15 protein-coding genes are annotated in these 19626 nt (G+C 66.2%); 8 read left to right on the top strand and 7 right to left on the bottom strand.

The annotated features are described in order from the left end of the window. Positions 1-111 precede the first annotated feature (111 nt). On the top strand, positions 112-2586 hold the full coding sequence (locus FOB72_RS26510; protein WP_150375835.1) for a penicillin acylase family protein: 2475 nt from the start codon (positions 112-114) through the stop codon (positions 2584-2586). Here the strand turns inward: FOB72_RS26510 and FOB72_RS26505 are convergent. After that, a complete protein-coding gene (locus FOB72_RS26505; RefSeq protein ID WP_150375833.1) occupies positions 2583-5621 on the bottom strand; it encodes an FAD-binding and (Fe-S)-binding domain-containing protein in 3039 nt (1012 codons plus the stop codon). The genes FOB72_RS26510 and FOB72_RS26505 overlap by 4 nt on opposite strands. 48 nt (positions 5622-5669) lie before the next feature. Beyond that, entirely contained in the window at positions 5670-6362 is a 693-nt protein-coding gene (locus tag FOB72_RS26500; RefSeq protein WP_150375831.1) for a GntR family transcriptional regulator, read from the bottom strand. Between the two features lie 248 nt (positions 6363-6610). On the opposite strand from FOB72_RS26500, the gene FOB72_RS26495 reads away from it, so the two are divergent. The 4 genes from FOB72_RS26495 (at position 6611) to FOB72_RS26480 (ending at position 11054) form a co-directional block, all read left to right on the top strand. Further along, entirely contained in the window at positions 6611-7816 is a 1206-nt protein-coding gene (locus FOB72_RS26495; RefSeq protein WP_150375829.1) for a pyridoxal-phosphate-dependent aminotransferase family protein, read from the top strand. Between the two features lie 102 nt (positions 7817-7918). Next, entirely contained in the window at positions 7919-8944 is a 1026-nt protein-coding gene (locus tag FOB72_RS26490) for a Bug family tripartite tricarboxylate transporter substrate binding protein (RefSeq protein WP_411859848.1), read from the top strand. A gap of 69 nt (positions 8945-9013) precedes the next feature. Further along, positions 9014-9520, top strand: a complete 507-nt coding sequence (locus FOB72_RS26485; protein ID WP_150375827.1) for a tripartite tricarboxylate transporter TctB family protein — start codon at positions 9014-9016, stop codon at positions 9518-9520. A 10-nt stretch (positions 9521-9530) separates the two neighbouring features. After that, on the top strand, positions 9531-11054 hold the full coding sequence (locus FOB72_RS26480; RefSeq protein WP_150375825.1) for a tripartite tricarboxylate transporter permease: 1524 nt from the start codon (positions 9531-9533) through the stop codon (positions 11052-11054). 41 nt (positions 11055-11095) lie between these two features. On the opposite strand, the gene FOB72_RS26475 is transcribed toward FOB72_RS26480, so the two are convergent. After that, positions 11096-11791, bottom strand: a complete 696-nt coding sequence (locus tag FOB72_RS26475; protein WP_150375823.1) for a dienelactone hydrolase family protein — start codon at positions 11789-11791, stop codon at positions 11096-11098. Between the two features lie 49 nt (positions 11792-11840). After that, positions 11841-12266 carry a hypothetical protein gene (locus FOB72_RS26470; protein ID WP_150375821.1) on the bottom strand — a complete coding sequence of 142 codons (426 nt, stop codon included), beginning with the start codon at positions 12264-12266 and terminating at the stop codon, positions 11841-11843. Positions 12267-12574: 308 nt separating this feature from the next. Between FOB72_RS26470 and FOB72_RS26465 the strand changes: the two genes are divergently transcribed. Beyond that, positions 12575-13570, top strand: a complete 996-nt coding sequence (locus FOB72_RS26465; protein WP_150375819.1) for a Bug family tripartite tricarboxylate transporter substrate binding protein — start codon at positions 12575-12577, stop codon at positions 13568-13570. A gap of 54 nt (positions 13571-13624) precedes the next feature. Next, complete coding sequence (locus FOB72_RS26460) at positions 13625-15397, top strand: IlvD/Edd family dehydratase (RefSeq protein WP_150375817.1); 1773 nt, start codon at positions 13625-13627, stop codon at positions 15395-15397. Here FOB72_RS26460 and FOB72_RS26455 read toward each other — a convergent pair. Then, positions 15337-16266 carry a LysR family transcriptional regulator gene (locus tag FOB72_RS26455; RefSeq protein ID WP_150375815.1) on the bottom strand — a complete coding sequence of 310 codons (930 nt, stop codon included), beginning with the start codon at positions 16264-16266 and terminating at the stop codon, positions 15337-15339. The genes FOB72_RS26460 and FOB72_RS26455 overlap by 61 nt on opposite strands. Positions 16267-16337: 71 nt before the next feature. Here FOB72_RS26455 and FOB72_RS26450 point away from each other — a divergent pair, with 71 nt between their 5' ends. After that, complete coding sequence (locus tag FOB72_RS26450) at positions 16338-17270, top strand: dihydrodipicolinate synthase family protein (protein ID WP_150375813.1); 933 nt, start codon at positions 16338-16340, stop codon at positions 17268-17270. A 15-nt stretch (positions 17271-17285) separates the two neighbouring features. Here the strand turns inward: FOB72_RS26450 and FOB72_RS26445 are convergent, their stop codons facing one another. Both FOB72_RS26445 and FOB72_RS26440 read right to left on the bottom strand, forming a co-directional pair. Continuing rightward, entirely contained in the window at positions 17286-18782 is a 1497-nt protein-coding gene (locus FOB72_RS26445; protein ID WP_150375811.1) for a fumarate hydratase, read from the bottom strand. Between the two features lie 76 nt (positions 18783-18858). Continuing rightward, on the bottom strand, positions 18859-19590 hold the full coding sequence (locus FOB72_RS26440) for a GntR family transcriptional regulator (protein ID WP_150375809.1): 732 nt from the start codon (positions 19588-19590) through the stop codon (positions 18859-18861). Positions 19591-19626 lie beyond the last annotated feature (36 nt).

Here is a 19626-nt window from a genome sequence, read left to right as displayed (position 1 = left end):
CAGAAAGCAAACGCGCGTTTGACGTGATGTCCTCGTCATGAGGCGCGGTGTTGACTATCCTCGATTGTTGAGCCCACAACACGTTGGGCCCACAACAAAAAGAGGAGACCCATGCATCGCCAGCGCATCACGCCTTCCCGCAAGCTTTCCCGGACGTTCTCGCATACCCTCGCCTGCCTCGCGCTTGCAGGCACCACGCATCTTGCATCGGCCGCTCCGCCAGACCGTTATGTCGCACCGGGTCTGGAGAAGCCGGCCAGCATCCTCGTCGATCGCTGGGGCGTGCCCCATATCTATGCCGGCACGCTGTACGACGCGTTCTACGCGCAGGGTTTCATGGCCGCGCGCGACCGGCTGTTCCAGATCGATCTTTGGCGCAAGCGCGGACTTGGCGAAATGGCGAAGGACTTCGGTCCCAACTACGTCGATGGCGACCGCATGGCGCGCGCCGTGCTGTTTCGTGGCGACATGTACCGCGAATGGCTCGCTTATGGCTCCGACGCCAAGCGCGTGGCCGAGGCGTTCGTGGCCGGCGTGAACGCATTCGTGTCGCAGACCGAAGCGCATCCGGAACTGCTGCCGCCCGAGTTCAAGGTCCTGAACTACAAGCCGTCGTACTGGCGCGCGGAGGACATCGTACGCATTCGCCACCACGGCCTGACGCTGAACTTCACGGGCGAGGTGGATCGCGCGCAGATCTATTGCGAGGTAAAGCCCGACGCCGTGCGTGCAGACTGGCTTCGCCGCGAGCTCGATCCCCCCGTGGAACCGAAGCTGCCGGAAGGCCTCGATCCCTGCGCGATTCCGGCCGCCGAACTCAAGCGTGCCTATGAACTCGCCACCGCCGCGCCGCGCTTTCCCAAGGACTGGTGGGGCCCTGCCCGGGCAGACCGCAAGACCGATGTACCGCTCGACGAACTCTACGTGCTGCAGGATGCGGCCAGCGATCTCGCGCGCAGTCTCGGCTCCAACAACTGGGTGATTGCCGGCGCGCGAACGACCACGGGCCGCCCGATTCTCGCCAACGATCCCCACCGCGCGCATGGCGCCCCGAGCCTGCGCTATATCAGCCATCTGAACGCGCCGGGCCTGTCGGTGATCGGCGCCGGCGAGCCGTTCCTGCCCGGCATCTCGATCGGCCACAACGGCACCATCGCATTCGGGCTTACGCGCTTCTACATGGATCAGGAGGATCTCTACGTCTACGAGACCAACCCGGCACAGCCGAGCGAGTACCGGTATCAGGGGCGATGGGAACCGATGAAGACCGTGACCGAGCAGATCGCGGTCAAGGGCGAGGCCACCCCGCGCACCGTCACCATCGACTACACGCGGCACGGGCCGCTGCTGTACGCCGACGCGACGGGCCATCGCGCGTACGCGTTGCGCGCGGCATGGCTCGACGTCGGCATGGCGCCGTACTTCGGCTCGATGGACTACATGCGCGCCCAGAACTGGGATCAGTTCCGCGCGGCGATGAATCGCTGGGGCGCGCCCGGCGAGAACCAGGTCTTCGCGGATCGTGGCGGCAATATCGGCTGGCTGCCGGGCGGGCTGACGGTCATCCGCCCCAACTGGGATGGCCTGACGCCGGTACCGGGCGACGGGCGCTACGAGTGGGCGGGCTACCGCAACATGGACGAGTTGCCGTGGACCTATAACCCACCGGCCGGATACGTGGTCACGGCGAACGAGAACAATATTCCGTCCGATCATCCCGCCGCGCAGAAGGGGGTCGGCTACGAGTGGAGCGACAGTTCGCGCGCACGCCGGCTCAAGGCCGTGGTCGGCGCCAATCCGCGCAGCTCGCTGGCGGATTCGATGGCATGGCAGACCGATACGGTGTCGCTGCCCGCGCAACGCGTGGTCGCGCTGCTCAAGGGCATCGACAGTACCGATCCGAAACTGCGCAGTGCACTGGATCTGCTGCGCGGGTGGGATGGCAACGAACGCGCGGACAGCGCGCCCGCCGCGTTGTTCGAGGTCTGGTTCAGCAAGCATTTGCGTCCGGCCGTGGTGCGCGCGGCGCTGTCGCCGGAGGGCGCCAGGCTCGTTGGCGCGGGCGATGCGGCACGCGTGATCGCGGTACTCGAGCAGCCGGGCCCCTGGATGGACACGACGAAGCGCAACGAGGTCATGCTTGCCTCGCTGCGCGGGGCGATCGTCGAGGTCGAGCAGAAGCTCGGGCCCGATATGCGCGCATGGCAATGGGGCAAGCTGCATACGGCCGTGTTCAACCATCCGTTGAGCCCGATCCTCGATGCGGATGCGCGCAGGCAATATGACGTGAACGCGGGACCGATCGGCGGCTCCGCCTTCACGCCGATGGCCACGACGTATCGCAACAGCGACTTCCAGCTGACCGCGGGCGCGTCATATCGCATGGTGCTCGACGTCGGCAACTGGGATGCATCGCGCGTGGTCAACACACCGGGGCAGTCGGGCAATCCCGCCAACCCACACTACCGCGATCTCGCGCCAGTGTGGGCCAAAGGGCAGTACTTCCCGCTCGTGTATTCGCGCAAGGCCGTGGAGAAGGAAAGCGTCGAGCGCGTGGAGCTGGTGCCGCAGGCGGCGCAGCGCTAAGGCTGCATCGCCATCTCGAGCACGCGCGCAACGTGTAGCGCTTCACGCTGCGCGCCGTCGTGGATCTGATGGCGGCAACTGGTACCGTCGGCGACGATCACCGCATCGTCGCCGGCCTTGCGCACCGCGGGCAGCAACGACAACTCGGCCATGCGCATCGACACGTCGTGATGCTCGGCCTCATAGCCAAAGCTGCCCGCCATGCCGCAGCACGACGACTCGATCAGCTCCGCCTTGAGGCCCGGAATCCATCCGAGCACTTGCTCGACCGGGCGCACCGCGTCGAACGCCTTCTGGTGGCAGTGGCCATGCAGCATCGCCCGCGACTTGCCGATGGCATTCAGGGTCGGCGCGAAGCGTCCCGCCGCGTGTTCGCGCACGAGGAATTCCTCGAACAGAAACGCATTGTCGGCCAGCGACCGCGCGGCATCGCCATAGCCATATTGCAGGAACTCGTCGCGCATGCTGAGCAGGCACGACGGCTCGAGCCCGACGATCGCCACGCCACGCGCGACGAACGGCAGCAGCGCATCGAGCGAACGCCTGGCCTCGGCCTTTGCCTCATCGACGAGCCCCGCGGCGAGGAACGTGCGGCCGCAGCACAGCGGACGCTCGCCCGGCACGCCGGACAGATGCACGGTATAGCCCGCACGCTCGAGCACGCGCTGCGCCGCGCGTGCGTTCTCGGGCTCCATATGATTGTTGAACGTATCGACGAACAGCACGACTTCCTTCCGTGCGTCGTCATGGGTCTCGGGCGTGGAACGGTACCGGGCATCGAGGAATGCCGGCTGCCAGCGCGGCAGCGAGCGCCGCGCGGAAATGCCGAACAGCCGCTCGCCGAGTTGCGGAAGGCCCGGAATGCGGTCGCGCAGATTGAACAGCCACGGCATGCGACTGGCCGCGCCCGCGTAGCGCGGCAGGAATGCAACGAGCTTGTCGCGCAGGCGCAGATGTCCCGCGCGCGCGTGCGCGGCGCGCACCTCGATCTTGACCTTCGCCATATCGACACCGGTCGGGCAATCGCGTTTGCAGCCCTTGCACGAGACGCAGAGATCGAGCGTCTCCTTCACGGCCGGATCGAGGATGCCTTCCGGCCCGAGCTGTCCCGACAGCGCCAGGCGCAGCGTGTTGGCACGCCCACGCGTCAGATGCTGCTCGTCGCGCGTGACGCGATAGCTCGGGCACATCGTTCCCGCATCGAACTTGCGGCAATGGCCGTTGTTGTTGCACATCTCGACCGCGGCGGCGAGACCGCGCGCGGGATCGAGCCCGGTGCCCGGCGCGCTTTCCGCTTCGGTGACCGGATCGCGCGTGACGTTCCACGCCGACCAGTCGAGCGCGGGCACGAGCGGCTTGACCGTATAGCCCGGCGGAAAGCGGAACAGCGTGGCATCGTCCATGCGCGGCGTGCGCACGATCTTGCCGGGGTTGCAGCGGTTGTCGGGATCGAACAGCGCCTTGACTTCCTCGAACGCGCGGTTCAGCGAGGGACCGAACTGCCACGCCACCCACTCGCCGCGGCAGATGCCGTCGCCGTGCTCGCCCGAGTAGGCGCCCTTGTACTCGCGCACCATGGCGGCCGCCTCTTCGGCGATGGCGCGCATCTTGGCCGCGCCATCGCGGCGCATGTCCAAAATGGGCCGGACATGCAGCGTGCCGACGCTTGCATGGGCATACCAGGTGCCGCGCGTGCCGTGCTTGTGGAAGACCTCGGTCAGCCGCGCGGTGTATTCGGCCAGATGTTCGAGCGGTACCGCGCAGTCCTCGATGAAGGAGACGGGTTTGCCGTCGCCCTTCATGCTCATCATGATGTTGAGGCCGGCCTTGCGCACTTCCCACAACGCCTTCTGCGGTCCCGCTTCGGGCATTTCGACGACGGATCCCGGCAGGCCGAGGTCCGCCATCAGCTCGACGAGCCGCGCGAGATCGCGCACGGTGCTATCGCGGTCGTCCCCGGCGAACTCGACGAGCAGGATTGCCTCGGGCTCGCCCACGAGCGCGCGCTCGATCACGGGACGGAACGCCGGGTTCCGGCGCGACAGATCGATCATCGTGCGATCGACGAGCTCGACAGCAGCGGGCCGCAAGGCCACGATATGCCGCGTCAGGTCCATGGCCTGATAGAACGTCGGGAAGTTCACCACGCCGAGCGTCTTGTGCGTCGGCAGCGGCGACAGTTGCAGCGTGATGCGCTTGAAGTACGCAAGCGTGCCTTCCGAGCCGACGAGCAGATGGGCGAGGTTGACACTGCCATCGGCGGTGTAGGGCCGCTCGCTCCGCGGCGAGAAGATATCGAGGTTGTAGCCGCCGACGCGGCGCAGCACGTGCGGATACATCTCGGCGATGGCATCGCGTTCGCGCTCGGCGATGCGCCGCACGCCATCGGCAATCGCACGATGCGCGGCACCCTCCGCGGGCCAGCTGCCGTCGAAGCGCACTTCCTCGCCGTTCGCGAGGATGGCGTCGATGCCGAGCACGTTGTGCACCATGTTGCCGTACTGGATCGAGCGCGATCCGCACGAGTTGTTGCCGGTCATGCCGCCGATCGTGCATTGCGCCGCGGTGGAGACATCCACCGGGAACCACAGGCCATGCGGCTTGAGCCATGCGTTCAGGTGATCGAGCACGATGCCGGGCTGCACGGTGACCGTACGCGCGACGGGATCGAAGTCGATGACCTGGTTCAGCCATTTGCTGTTGTCGATGACCAGTGCCTCGCCCACGGTCTGTCCGCACTGGCTCGTACCGCCGCCGCGCGGCAGCAGCGGCGCGTGCAGGTCGCGCGCGATATCGAGCGCGAGGCGCGCGTCGGCTTCGTCGCGCGGCACCACCACGCCGATCGGCATGACCTGATAGATGGACGCATCGGTCGCATACCGGCCGCGGCTCGCGGCGTCGAACAGGACGTCGCCACGCAATTCCGCAGCCAGCCGCCGGTAGAGCGGCGATTGCTGCATCGGTGCCGCGCCACCGCGCGGCATGAAGTGAAGCGGTTGCACGCCGGGTGGCGTGGGAGTGGTCGGCAAAGCCATGGACGTGGGGTCTCCGGTTGCTGCACGCACTCGGGCCACGCCGCGGGATCAGGCGGCGGCGCCCTGTACGCGTTCTAGTTCGGCGATCAGCGCGTCGCGCTTGTGTTTCAGGTGCGCGCGCAGGATGTCACGCAGGCCCGCGCCGTCGCGCTTCGCCAGGCAGTCGAGCATCGCGCCGTGCTCGAGCACGGCCATGTCCCATTTTTCCTGATCGAAGTTCGAGCGAAAGCGCAGTGCCTGGATACGCAGGTTGATGCGTCGATAGGTCTCCTCGAGGATCGGATTGCGCGCCGCCGCATTGATGGCATCGTGGATGCGGCGGTTCAACGCGTAGTAGTTGGGCAGATCGCGCCGCGCATGGCAGGCGAGCATCTCGAAGTGCAACGCGCGAATCTCGTTCAGTTCGGCGTCGGTAATGCGTTCGCAGGCGAGTTCGCCAGACAGGCCCTCCAGCGCGCCCATCATCTCGAACAGATGGTCGATGGTTTCCTGCGAGAGCTGGACCACCTCGGCGCCGCGGTTCGGCAGCAGCGTCACGAGGCCATCGCCGGCCAGCACCTTGAATGCCTCGCGCAACGGCGTGCGCGACACCTGCAGCTGTTCGCAGAGCACCCGCTCGTTGAGCCGTGCCCCGGGCGCGAGTTCGCCTTCCAGGATCATCGCGCGCAGGCGCTGGGCCACCGCCACATGCAGGATCTGGCGGTCCACGGCTTGGGAGGAAGGGGTCGGATTGAGACTCATCGGTGATATCGCGGCTTGACAGTATTGTATTCAAAACCTACTCTGAGGCAAGCACGAACTGCATGCCGGGGTCGCCGGGCACGCCGGATGCGGCGAAAAAGGCGACCAGAAAGACTGATAAATACTGATTTATAAGGACTTTTTACGGGATGGGCGGCGCGACCGCCCGCCAACATTATCCCGCAAGCCAGTCCTGTAGTGCACCCCTGTTTTTTGAATACAAAATTCAAATTGAGACACGAGGCGATATGATCCGACTGAATTCCCATCCGAGCGGCCGGCACTTCCTGCAGATCCCCGGGCCGACCAATGTGCCGGACCGGGTGCTCCGCGCGATGGACTATCCGACCATCGATCACCGCGGTCCCGAGTTCCAGCAACTGGGCAAGAAGGTGCTCGCGGACATCCGCAAGGTGTTCCAGACCGCGCAGCCCGTGGTGATCTATCCCGCGTCCGGCACCGGCGCGTGGGAGGCGGCGCTCGTCAACACGCTGTCGCCCGGCGATCATGTGCTGATGTTCGAGACCGGCCACTTCGCGTCGCTGTGGAAGCGCATGGCCGACAAACTCGGTCTGGTCTCCGAGTTCCTCGGTGGCGACTGGCGTCATGGTGTGGATGCAGCCGCGATTGGCGCCCGCCTGGCGGAAGACCGCCAGCACACCATCAAGGCCGTCTGCGTGGTCCATAACGAAACGTCCACGGGCGTGACCTCGGATATCGCGGCCGTGCGCCGCGCGATCGATGCCGCCAACCACCCGGCCCTGCTGCTCGTCGATACGATTTCCTCGCTGGGTTCGGTCGACTATCGCCATGACGAGTGGGGCGTGGACGTGACCGTGTCCGGCTCGCAGAAGGGGCTGATGCTGCCGCCGGGCATCTCGTTCAATGCCGTGAGCCAGAAGGCGATTGCCGCTTCCGCGAACGCGAAGCTGCCGAAGGCGTTCTGGGGGTGGGAAGAGATCATCGAGGCGAACAAGAACGGCTTCTGGCCGTACACGCCGGCGACGAACCTGCTCTACGGCCTCTCCGAAGCGTGCGACATGCTGTTCGAGGAAGGCCTGCCGAACGTGTTCGCGCGCCACAAGCGCCATGCGGAAGCCACGCGCGCCGCCGTGCGCGGCTGGGGTCTGGAAATCCTGTGCCAGAACCCCGCGGAGTACAGCCCCGCGCTGACCGCCGTGGTCATGCCGGAAGGCCATAGCGCCGATGCGTTCCGCAAGGTCGTGCTCGAGAACTTCAACATGTCGCTCGGCCAGGGGCTGTCGAAGGTGTCCGGCAAGATCTTCCGCATCGGGCATCTCGGCGACTTCAACGACCTTACGCTGATGGGTACCCTCGCCGGCGTGGAGATGGGCCTCGCGCTCGCAAACGTTCCGCACCAGACCGGCGGCGTGCTCGCGGCGATGGAGAGCCTGCGCGCCGCGGCGGCGCAACCGGCATTGCGCGCGGCCTGATTCTGGCGGAGTACGCACGGCGCCCTGAGGCGCGCGGCAGCTTTTGGCAACAAGAACCGATGCGGCATCAGACCGCACGGTTTCCATCAAAGGAGACAAGCCATGATGTTGCAAGGAAGGTTGCAGGGCAAGTTGCGGCAAACGGTTCGCGCGCTGGCGTGCGCGTCGCTGCTAGGTGGCATGGCGGCCCCGGCGTTCGCCTGGGAGCCCACCAAGCCGGTGGAGATGGTGGTGCCGTTCAGCGCGGGCGGCGCGTCCGACCAGATGGCGCGCTCGATCCAGGGCATCATCGCCAAGCACAAGCTGATGAACCAGCCGATCATCGTCGTCAACAAGGCCGGCGCGAGCGGCGCGGAAGGGCTGATGGACACCAAGGCGTCCAAGGGCGATCCGCACAAGCTGCTGGTCACGTCGTCGGCGCTCTACACGGTACCGATGATCAGCCAGTTGCCGTTCAACTGGCGAGACCTGACGCCGGTGGCCATGGTGGCGCAGGACGAGTTCGTGCTGTGGACCAATTCGCAGGACCCATACAAGACGCCGGCCGACTATCTGGCCAAGGCCAAGGAAAATCCGGGCAAGCTCAAGATGGGCGGCACGAGCTCCAAGCGCGAGGACCAGATCATCACCGCGCAGATGGAACGCAAGGCCGGCGTGCGCTTCATCTACATCCCGTACAAGGGCGGCGGCGAGGCGGCCACGCAGTTGTCGGGCAAGCATATCGACTCCAACGTCAACAATCCCTCCGAATCGATCGGGCAATGGCGCGCCGGCGAGCATCGCGCGCTGTGCGTGTTCGCGCCCGCGCGCATGCAGTATTCGGCCAAGATCACGGGCACGCAGAGCTGGGGTGACATTCCCACGTGCAAGGAAGCGGGCCTCGATGTCGAGTACGAGATGCTGCGCGTGTTCATGCTGCCCGGCGGCGTCACGCCCGACCAGCAGAAGTTCTACGTGGATCTGATGCAGAAGGTCGTGGCCACGCCAGAGTGGAAGGAGTACCTCGAGAAGAACGCGCTCAAGAACGACTTCCTGGTAGGCCAGAAGCTCACGGACTTCCTCGTCGCCGACGAGAACCGCCACAAGGACATCATCAAGGCCGCCGGCTTCGTTGCCGCCGCGCGCTGACGAGCGATGGCTGTGTCCCTCGCCTGCAACGGGCGAGGGGATTTCCGATGGCATTCAGGAGACCCGATCATGGGCGAGCATCCACAGGAGGCCGCGGCACCGGCGGCGATCACGGTACGGACGGCGGAGATCGCCGCGGCGCTGCTGATCGCGGCGGGCGCCGTGGTGGTGATGGTCAGCAATTACAGCATTGGCGCCGGCTGGGCGCCGGACGGCCCCGAGGCGGGCTATTTCCCGTTGCGCATCGGCGCCATCATTTTCCTCGCCTGCCTGTTCGTGCTCTGGCACGCATGGCGCATGGAACCTGGGGAGACCTTCGTCACGTGGCCGCAACTGAAGCAGGTCGCGGTGATTCTCGTGCCCCTGACGGTCTATGTGGCGGTCATCAGCTTTCTCGGCATCTATGTCGCGTCCGCGCTGTTCGTGATCGGCTTCATGATCCTGCTCGGCAAATTCTCGTGGTGGCGCTCGATTGCCACCGGCGTGCTGGTCAACGTGGCCCTGTTCTGGATCTTCGAGATGCAGTTCCGCGTGCCGCTGCCGAAGGGGCCGCTCGAAGCGGCCCTCGGGTTCTGAGGAGGCCGCGATGGATGAACTCAATGCATTGATGGGCGGCTTCGCGGTCGCGATGTCGTGGCACAACGTGGCGCTGATGCTCGCGGGCATCCTGCTCGGCATCGTGGTGGGCGTGCTGCCGGGACTGGGCGGTCCCAACGGCGTGGCGATCCTGTTACCGCTGACGTTCTCGATGGAGCCGACTTCGGCGATCATCATGCTCTCCTGCATCTACTGGGGCGCATTGTTCGGCGGCGCGATTACCTCGATCCTGTTCAATATCCCTGGCGAGGCGTGGTCGGTCGCCACCACGTTCGACGGCTATCCGATGGCGCAGCAGGGCGAGGCGGGACGCGCGCTGACGTCCGCGTTCACGGGCTCGTTTCTCGGCGCGCTGGCGGGCGTATTGCTCATTACGTTCCTTGCGCCGCTGGTGGCCAAATTCGCATTGCGATTCGGACCACCGGAATTTTTTGCGGTGTACTTCCTGACGTTCTGCAGTTTTATCGGCATGGGCAAGGAAGCGAAGGCCAAGATCGTCATTGCAATGTGCATCGGCTTCGCGCTCGCCGCCGTCGGCATGGATACCGTGTCCGGCACGCTGCGCATGACATACGGCTCCACCGAACTGCTGCGCGGGTTCGACTTCCTTGTCGTGGTAATCGGCCTGTTCGGGATCAGCGAGATCCTGATGACGATGGAAGAGGGCATTGCCTTCCGCGGCAAGCGCGCGAACATCGATCTCAAGGTCGTGCTCAAGACCTGGGCGGAATTGCCGCGCTACTGGATGACGCTGATCCGCTCGTCGGTCATCGGCTGCTGGCTCGGCGTGACGCCCGGCGGCGCCACGGCCGCATCGTTCATGGGCTATGGCGTGGCCAAGCGCTTCGCGCGCAATCGCGAGACGTTCGGACGCGGCAATATCGAGGGCGTGATCGCCCCCGAGTGCGCCGCGCACGCGGCCGGCACGAGCGCCTTGCTGCCGATGCTCGCGCTCGGCATCCCGGGGTCGGCGACGGCCGCGGTGCTGCTGGGCGGTCTCATGATCTGGGGCCTGCAGCCGGGGCCGCTGCTGTTCGCGGAGCAGAAGACGTTCGTGTGGGGCCTGATCGCGAGCATGTATCTGGGCAACCTCGCGGGGCTGATCGTGGTGCTGTCCACGGTGCCGCTGTTCGCCGCCATCCTGCGCATTCCGTTCGCGATCATCGCGCCGCTGATCCTCGTGGTCTGCGCGATCGGCGCATTCACCGTGCACAACGCGATGTTCGACGTCTGGCTCATGCTGATCTTTGGCGTCGTCGGCTACATCCTGAAGAAGCTCGACTATCCGCTGGCCCCGCTCGTGCTCGCGCTGGTGCTCGGCGATCGCGCGGAAGACGCGTTCCGCCAGACGATGCTGATGTCGCAAGGGCAGATGGATGTGTTCTGGTCCAATGGACTCGTTGGCACGATCATGGGCCTGGCGATCGTCGTGCTCGTGTGGCCGGTCTTCGGCGGCATGATGGATGCGCGCAAGCGTCGTCGCGCGTTGCAGACGCAGGGCGCCACCGAATGATCGCGCCCTGAACGACGCCGCTCCGAACGGCGCCGCGGCCCTTACAACGCCTGGAACGCCTTGAGCGTGCGGGCGTTGGCGGCCTTGGCCGCCGCATCGACATAGTGAATGCCGTTATTGCGCGCAAAGGCGTGCTGGCAGCCCGGATAGGTGTGGATCTCGACGTGCTTGTTGTCCTTGAGCGCTTCGATGATCTTCGCGCGGGCCTCGGCCGGCACGAATTCGTCCTCCTCGGCGATATGCATGAGCAGCGGGCTCTTGATCTTGCCCGCCTCCCCGAGGAACTTGTCGAGATTCACGCCGTAATACGACACCGCGCTATCCGTGTCGGTACGCGTAGCCGTCAGGAAGGCCAGCAAGCCACCGAGACAGAAGCCGACGGTACCGACCCCGCCGGTCACGCCCGGTAGCTTGCGCGTGTAGGCGATGGTGGCGGCGATATCTTCGACGCCCTTGTCGATATCGAACGCGTTGAGCAGCGCGAACGCCTTGTCCCACTCTTCCTTGGTCTTATCGGTCAGCTCGACGTTCGGCTCCAGGCGCCAGTACAGATCCGGACAGATCGCGACGAAGCCGTCGCGGGCAAAGTTGTCGCAGGTCTCGCGCATGTCCGCATTGATCCCGAAGATCTCCTGAATCACCACGATGGCCGTGCCTCTGGCATTGGCCGGATCCGGGGTGGCGAGGTAGGCGGCGAAGCTGCCGTCGGGGGTGGTGATGGTGATGCGTTGTGACATGGCGGGTCTCTCCGGGGTGGGGTCAGGGGACGAAGGTCAGGCATTGAGCTTAGCAGGCGCCGCCGCGGGGATCCATGGCGGGTGGCTGATCGCCGAAGCGCATTTCCACGCGGGCCAGGCGGGTGTCGATGCTTTGGACCTGGCGTTCTACCCGCTCCAGACGTACGTCCAAACGGTCCACCCGGGCCTCCAGGCGATTGAGGTGCTTGTCTACCTCCTCGAAGCGCCTGTCCACTTGCTCGAAGCGCTTGTCTACTTGCTCGAAGCGTTTGTCCACTTGCTCGAAGCGCTTGTCGATCTGCTCGAAGCCACGATTCATGGCATTGACCAGCAAGTCGAACCGCTTGTCCACCATGTCTGCGAAGAAACTCAACCGCTTGTCCATCATCCCCGCGAAGAACGTCACCCCACCAAAGATGGCCGTTCCCGTCGCTACGGCGACGCCCCCGATCATGCTCCATTGCTGAATATCCACGACTTCTCCTCTTCTTCAAGGTTTGCAATGCGCCGCATTTTTCCACCATCGCCGCGGCGCGTCATGGGCTATTCGTCGTGCATTTGATCTGGCGCAAACAGGTCCTGCCGCAGATAGAGTAATGAGATTTGTCTCATCGCGGAACAGCTATGTTTAAACCAAAAAAATTTTTTGGTTAATCAGTCTCATAGTCGCTTTTTTCTTCTTCCCGGCAGGGCGAGACTTGTGGCCGGGCAGCGCGTGCGGGCTGGGTCCGCAAGGCATCGTGCAGGCGTGCTCCCTTATAAAAAATATTCAGGAGACGACCGATGACCACCCACAATAGCCGGCGCCACGCGCTGCGCGCGACGCTATGCGTTCTGCTGACGCTCCCCTACGCCATTCCCGCGTTCGCCGCCTATCCCGACAAGCCGATCCGGCTCGTCGTACCGTACCCGCCGGGCGGCGCGACCGATGTGATCGGCCGCATCATCGCGCAAAAGCTCGGCGAAGCGCTGGGGCAGCAGGTGGTGGTGGACAACCGCGGCGGCGCCGGCGGGAATATCGGTGCCGAAGTGGTGGCCAAGTCCGCGCCGGACGGCTACACGCTGCTGATGGGCGCGCTGACCTCGCATTCGACGATGGCGACGCTCGAGAAGGGCAAGCTCCGTTACGACCTGATCAAGGATTTCGCGCCGGTGATGGTGGTGGGCTCGGTACCGCTGGTCGTCGTGGTCAATCCGAAGCTGCCCGTGAATACGCTGCCGGAACTGATCCAGTACGGCAAGGCCAATCCCGGCAAGCTCAACTACGCCTCGTCGGGCGCGGGCGCGCCGCAGCGCATGGCGGCCGAACTGTTCAAGAAGGAAGCCGGCATCGACATGGTGCACGTGCCGTACAAGGGCAGCGGCCCGGCAATGACCGATCTCGTGGCCGGCCAGGTCAACATGATGGTGGAGACCGTGCCCGCCGCGCAGCCGTTTATCAAGGCCGGCCAGCTGCGCGCGCTCGCGGTGGCGGCTCCCAAGCGCATCTCGATGCTGCCCGACGTGCCGTCCGCCACGGAAGCCGGCATGCCGCAGCTGGAAGTCGCCTCGACCTTCGGCGTGCTCGCGCCGGCCGGCACGCCCGCGGCGATCGTCGAGCGCCTGAACGCGGCGATCGCGAAGATGCTCGACAATCCGGAGGTCAAGGAGCAGTTCCTGAAGCAGGGTGTGTACGCCGCCGCGCCGACCTCGCCCGACAAGTCCGCCGAGCGGCTGCGTACCGAAGTCAGCCGCTGGGAGAAGGTGATCACGGACGCGCAGATCAAGTCCGATAGCTGATCGAGCGAACGGGATCGATCGAAATATTCTGTTGAAGAAAGCCTGAACACAATCATGACCCAGAAACCGAAGGACCCCACGAAAGACAACGCCCAGCAAGGCCAGCCTGTCGGCAATGCCAGCGGCCTGCGCAAGGGGCTGACCAACTACGGCGACCTGGGCTTCTCGCTGTTCCTGCGCAAGGCCTTTATCAAGGGCTCGGGCTATACGGACAGCGCGCTGGACCGGCCCGTGATCGGCATCGCCGACACGGGCAGTGCCTACAATCCGTGTCACGGCAACATGCCCCAGCTGATCGACGCGGTAAAGCGCGGCATCATGCTCGCGGGCGGGTTGCCGATGCCGTTTCCGACGATCTCGGTGCACGAAAGCTTTGCCGCGCCGACGAGCATGTACCTGCGTAACCTGATGTCGATGGACACGGAGGAGATGATCCGCGCCCAGCCGATGGACGCGGTGGTGCTGATCGGCGGCTGCGACAAGACCGTGCCCGCGCAGCTGATGGGCGCGGCGTCCGCCGGCGTGCCGGCGATCCAGCTCGTGACGGGCGCGATGCTGACAGGCTCGCACCGCAGCGAACGCGTGGGCGCGTGCACGGACTGCCGCCGCTACTGGGGCAAGTTCCGCGCGGGCGAGATCGACGAGCAGGAAACCGGCGAGGTCAACAACCAGCTGGTCGCGAGCGTGGGCACCTGCTCGGTGATGGGCACGGCCAGCACGATGGCCTGTCTTGCCGAGGCCATGGGCATGAGCCTGCCCGGCTCCGCGACGCCGCCCGCCGTGACCGCGGACCGCATCCGCATGGCGGAGCTGACTGGCGCGCGCGCGGTGGAGATGGCGAAGGAACGCCTGACGATCGATCGCATCCTCACGCCGGCCGCGTTCGAGAACGCGATGCGCGTGCTGCTGTCGATCGGCGGCTCCACCAACGGCATCGTGCACCTGGCCGCGATCGCGGGCCGCATGGGGCTCGATATCGACATGCAGGCACTGGACCGCATGGGCCGCGAGACGCCGGTGCTGCTCGACCTGAAGCCGACCGGCCAGCACTACATGGAAGACTTCCACAAGGCCGGCGGCATGGCCACGCTGCTGCGCGAACTGAAGCCGCTGCTGCGCCTGGATGCGCTGACGGTCACGGGCCGCACGCTCGGCGAAGAGATCGACGCGGCGGGAGAGCCGTTCAAGCAGGACGTGGTGCGCTCGATCCAGAATCCGATCTATCCGCAGGGCGGCATCGCGGTGCTCAACGGCAACCTCGCGCCGGGCGGCGCGATCATCAAGCAGTCCGCGGCCGATGCGAAGCTGATGGAGCATGAAGGCCGCGTGGTCGTGTTCGAGAATTCGCAGGATCTGGTCGAGCGTATCGACCTCGACGACCTCGACGTGAACGCCGACGATATCCTCGTGCTGCGCAATATCGGACCGAAGGGCGCGCCCGGCATGCCGGAGGCCGGCTACATTCCGATTCCGCGCAAGCTTGCGCGCATGGGTGTGAAGGACATGGTGCGGATCTCCGATGGCCGCATGAGCGGCACCGCGTTCGGCACGGTGGTGCTGCACGTCACGCCGGAAGCGGCGGTCGGCGGGCCGCTGGCGCTGGTGCGCACCGGCGACCGCATCCGCCTGAGCGTGAGCCGGCGCGAGCTGAGCCTGCTGGTCCCGGACGAGGAATTGCAACGCCGGCGCGACGCATCGCCGGTGGTGGAGCCGAGCGCTTCGCGCGGATATCTGAAGCTGTTCCTGCAGACGGTGACGCAGGCCGATCAGGGCGTGGACTTCGACTTCCTGCGCCTGCCCGAGGCACGCGGCAAGACGCCCGAGTGAGCATCGAACAGCGCGCGCGCCTCGTCGAGCAACGCCTCGGCGAGCGATGCGCGCGGTCCCTGCGTCGACCAGATCAGGCCCACGCGCCGGACTGGCGCGCGGTCGGGCAGCGGGCAGCGCGCGATGGCGAGCCCGCTTTCCCACATCGGCCGCCAGTCGGGCACGAGCGCCACGCCGAGGCCTTCGCCCACGAGCGCGGCGATCACCATCAGGCCATCCACCTCGAGCCGCTGCCGCGGGCGAATGCCATGATCGCGCAGGTACCGGTCCGCGAGCTGGCCGCCGAGGACCGAGCGGTCGTAGCGGATAAACGGCTCGTTCGCGAGCAGTTCGTGCGGGTCGCGTCCGGCCATGGCGGCAGGCGCCACCACCACGAGCGGTTCGGCCATGAACTCGGCCCACTGGTAACCCTTGGCCACCGCGAACTGCGGCTCGACGACGATCGCGGCGTCGAGCTCGCCACGCGTCAGGCTTTCGCAGAGCTCGATCGAACGCCCGGGTTTGACGAACAGGTTCACATTGGGATGACGGCGATAGAGTTGTCCGAGCAACGGCGGTACGATGCTGCCCATCGCCGTGACGAACGAGCCGAGGCGGAACTCGCCGAGCGAGGCATCGCCGGTGGCGACCGAACCCATGTCGCGGATATCGCGGATGACCTGGCGCGCACGATCGAGAATGCGGATGCCCGCTTCCGTGGGGACGACGGATCGGCCCGCGCGTCGCACGAGCGGCACGCCGAGCTCTTCCTCGAGCGCATGCAGGCGCGCGGCGATGGCGGCGGGCGTGAGGTCGAGCCGGCGCGCGGCCTCCGCGAGGGAGCCCACATCGACGACCGTGACGAAGCTTTGCAGGAATCGGACATCCATGCCGCCATGCTAACAAGTTTCATGGCGATATCCATTGCATCACGTATCGCATCACGACTTCAGGAGACATCATGCCGCTGACCCCCGACGCCAAGGGCGTCTTCCCGATCGCCCCGACACCGTTTCTCGACGACGGCAGCATCGACACCGCCTCGATCGACCGGCTCACCGATTTCTATCTCGAATGCGGGTCCACCGGCATCACAGTGCTCGGCCAGCTGGGCGAGGCCCCGAAACTCGAGCATGCGGAATCGGTCGATGTGGCGGCACGCATGATCCAGCGCGCGGGCAAGCTGCCGGTGGTCGTGGGCGTGTCCGCGCCCGGCTTCGCGGCCATGCGCGCACTGACGCGTGAAGTCATGGACCGTGGCGCCGCGGGCGTGATGATCGCTCCGCCCAACACGCTGCGCACCGACGACCAGATCGTCGGCTACTACCGGCAGGCCGTGGAGGCGATCGGCGACGACGTGCCGTTCGTCATTCAGGACTATCCGCTGACGTTCTCGGTGCAAATGACGCCGGGCGTCATTCGCCGAATCGTGACCGAGCTGCCGTCGTGCGCGATGCTCAAGCACGAAGACTGGCCCGGGCTTGAAAAGATCTCGACGCTGCGTGGCTTCGAGAAGGATGGCTCGATGCGCCATATCTCGATCCTGTGCGGCAACAACGGCCTCTTTCTCGATTACGAGGTGGAGCGCGGCGCGGACGGCGCGAACACGGGCTACTGCTTCCCCGACATGCTGTGCGACGTCGTGCGCCTGAACGCGGCGGGCGAGCGCGAGGCCGCGCACGATCTGTTCGATGCGCACCTGCCGCTGCTTCGCTACGAGCAGCAGCCCGGCGCGGGACTGGCGGTTCGCAAGTACGTGATGATGCGGCGCGGGCTGCTGACGTCGGCCGCGCAACGCAAGCCTGCCGCCGTGATGTCGGCCACCGCGCGTGCGGAGGTCGATCATCTGCTGCGCCGGCTCGCGCGGCACGACCCGCGTGCCGCGCTTGAGTGAGCCCCGCCGGAGCGCCTAGCGCTGGAAGACGGTGTGGATCGATCGTCCGCGCGCATCGACGGCCACGGTGACCGGCATGTCCTCGACCTCGAACTCGTACATGGCCTCCATGCCAAGGTCGGGGAAAGCCACGACGCGGGATTTGCGGATCGCGCGAGAGATCAGATAGGCGGCACCGCCGACGGCGGTCAGGTACGCGGCACCGTTGTCGCGTATCGCATCGATCGCCGCCGGCCCGCGCTCGGCCTTGCCGACCATCACGCGCAGGCCGGTTTCGGCCAGCAGGCGCGGCAGGAACTTGTCCATGCGCGTGGCGGTGGTAGGTCCGGCCGGACCCACGGCCTCATCGCCGACGGGATCGACCGGCCCTACGTAATAGATCGTTCGGTCGCGCAGCGGCACCGGTAGCGGTTCGCCCGCATCGAGCATCGCCATCAGACGCTTGTGGGCAGCATCGCGCGCGGTCAGCAGGCGGCCGCGCAGGCGCAGCGTCTGGCCCACCTTCCATTGCGCGACGGTGTCCGCCGTCAGCGTATCGAGGTCCACCGTCAGGGCATCGGCCTCTTCGGGCATCGCATCGGGGATATCGCGCCAGAGCGACGGGTCCGGCGGCGTGAATGTCGCGGGCCCGTTGCCGTCGAGCGTGCACCGCACGAAGCGCGTGGCCGCGCAGTTCGGAATCAGGGCAACGGGCAACGCGGCCGCATGGCTCGGCAGCGCGCCGACCTTGACGTCGAGCACGGTGGTCAGCCCGCCCAGGCCTTGTGCGCCGATGCCGAGCGCGTTGATGCGGTCATGCAACGCCAGCCGAAGCGCCTCGACGTCATCGTTCGCGCCGCGCGCGCGCACGGTCTGGATGTCGATCGGCGCGAACAGCGATCGCTTGGCCGCGCGCATCGCCTGTTCGGGCGTGCCGCCGATGCCCACGCCGAGCACACCGGGCGGACACCAGCCCGCGCCCATCTGCGGCACGGCATCGAGAATCCAGTCGACGAGCGAGTCGCTCGGATTGAGCGTGGTGAACTTCGCCTTCACGTCGCCGCCGCCGCCCTTGGCCACCACGATCATCTCGACGGTATTGCCGGGCACGAGTTCGACGTCGACGAAGCCGGGCGTGTTGTCGCCCGTATTGCGGCGGGCGCCGAGTGGCGACGCGACCATCGTCGCGCGCAGCGGGTTCGCGGGCAGCGTATAGGCGCGCCGCACACCGTCATTGACGACGTCCTGAAGGCTGCGCAGGGCGCTGCCGTCGCGCGTGGCGAGGCGTACGTCCATGCCGACGCTCAGGAAAACCTGCGCAACGCCCGTGTCCTGGCACAGCGGCCGGTGACCGCGCGCGGCCATGCGGCTGTTCACGAGCAACTGCGTCAGCGCGCTGCGCGCGGCGCCTGGCGGCTCCGCCTCCCATGCGCGGCGCAATGCCTCGACGAAATCGGCGGGGTGGTAGTAGCTGATGAACTGCAGCGCATCGGCGACGCTGTCGGCGATGTCTTCCTGATAGACGACGGTCATGCGGGGCGCTCCGGCATTCTCTAGCGGAATATGTTTGAACATATTCGCATAAAGCGACGCCGCGCGGAAGGCCCGTTCAGACCGCCTGCCGCTGGAGCACCGTGGAATACGAGAACCGGTCGGCAGGATGCACGCTGACCACCACTTCGAACAGCCGGTCCGACTGATCGTAGTACCGCCGCACGAACTCGAGGGCGTGGGCACCGGGCGCGGTCCCGAGCGTCTGCGCCATTGCCGCGGGGATGCCGATCGCGCGCACGGTCTGGTGGATTTCCTTCACGACGCGTCCCGACGTCTGGCCGACGAGCTCGCAGATCAGGCCCTCCGACGTCTTGAGCTTGCTCTTGATCTTCGCGCCGTCGTCGGCCGTCACGTACACGTCGGACCACGCGACCGGATGATCGGGTGCAGCGGGATTGGTGCGCGACGTGGGAATGTGCAGCCAGCGCGAGCCGGGCGGACAGCCCAGATGCGCGGCCATCTCGACATCCATGACGACCTCGCGTGCGCCGTGGATCCTGCGCGCGGTGGCCGCGCCGTATTGCACGAGTTCCTCGATCGACGAGAGGCGCGGCATGTACTCGCCCGACTGCGGCGCGGACGCCTCGACGCGTGTTCCCGCGCGTTTCTTGCGCGAAACCATGCCGAGTTCCTGGATGCGCGTCAGTGCAACGCGCACGGTGCCCCGGCTGACGCCGTACTTGTCTGCGAGTTCGAGCTCGCCGGGCAGGCTCGAACCGACCGGGTAGACGCCGCTGGTGATGTCCTGAATGAGCGCCTTGGTCAGCTCTGCGTGGCGTGGCTCCATAAATCGGAAAAGTCCTGTGAAAGGAGACGTTGAAGG

The sequence above is a fragment of the Cupriavidus pauculus genome (assembly GCF_008693385.1).
GTDB lineage: Bacteria > Pseudomonadota > Gammaproteobacteria > Burkholderiales > Burkholderiaceae > Cupriavidus > Cupriavidus pauculus_D.
The sequence above is the reverse complement of the archived record's forward strand: the minus strand, read 5'-3'. Positions and strand labels throughout refer to the sequence as shown.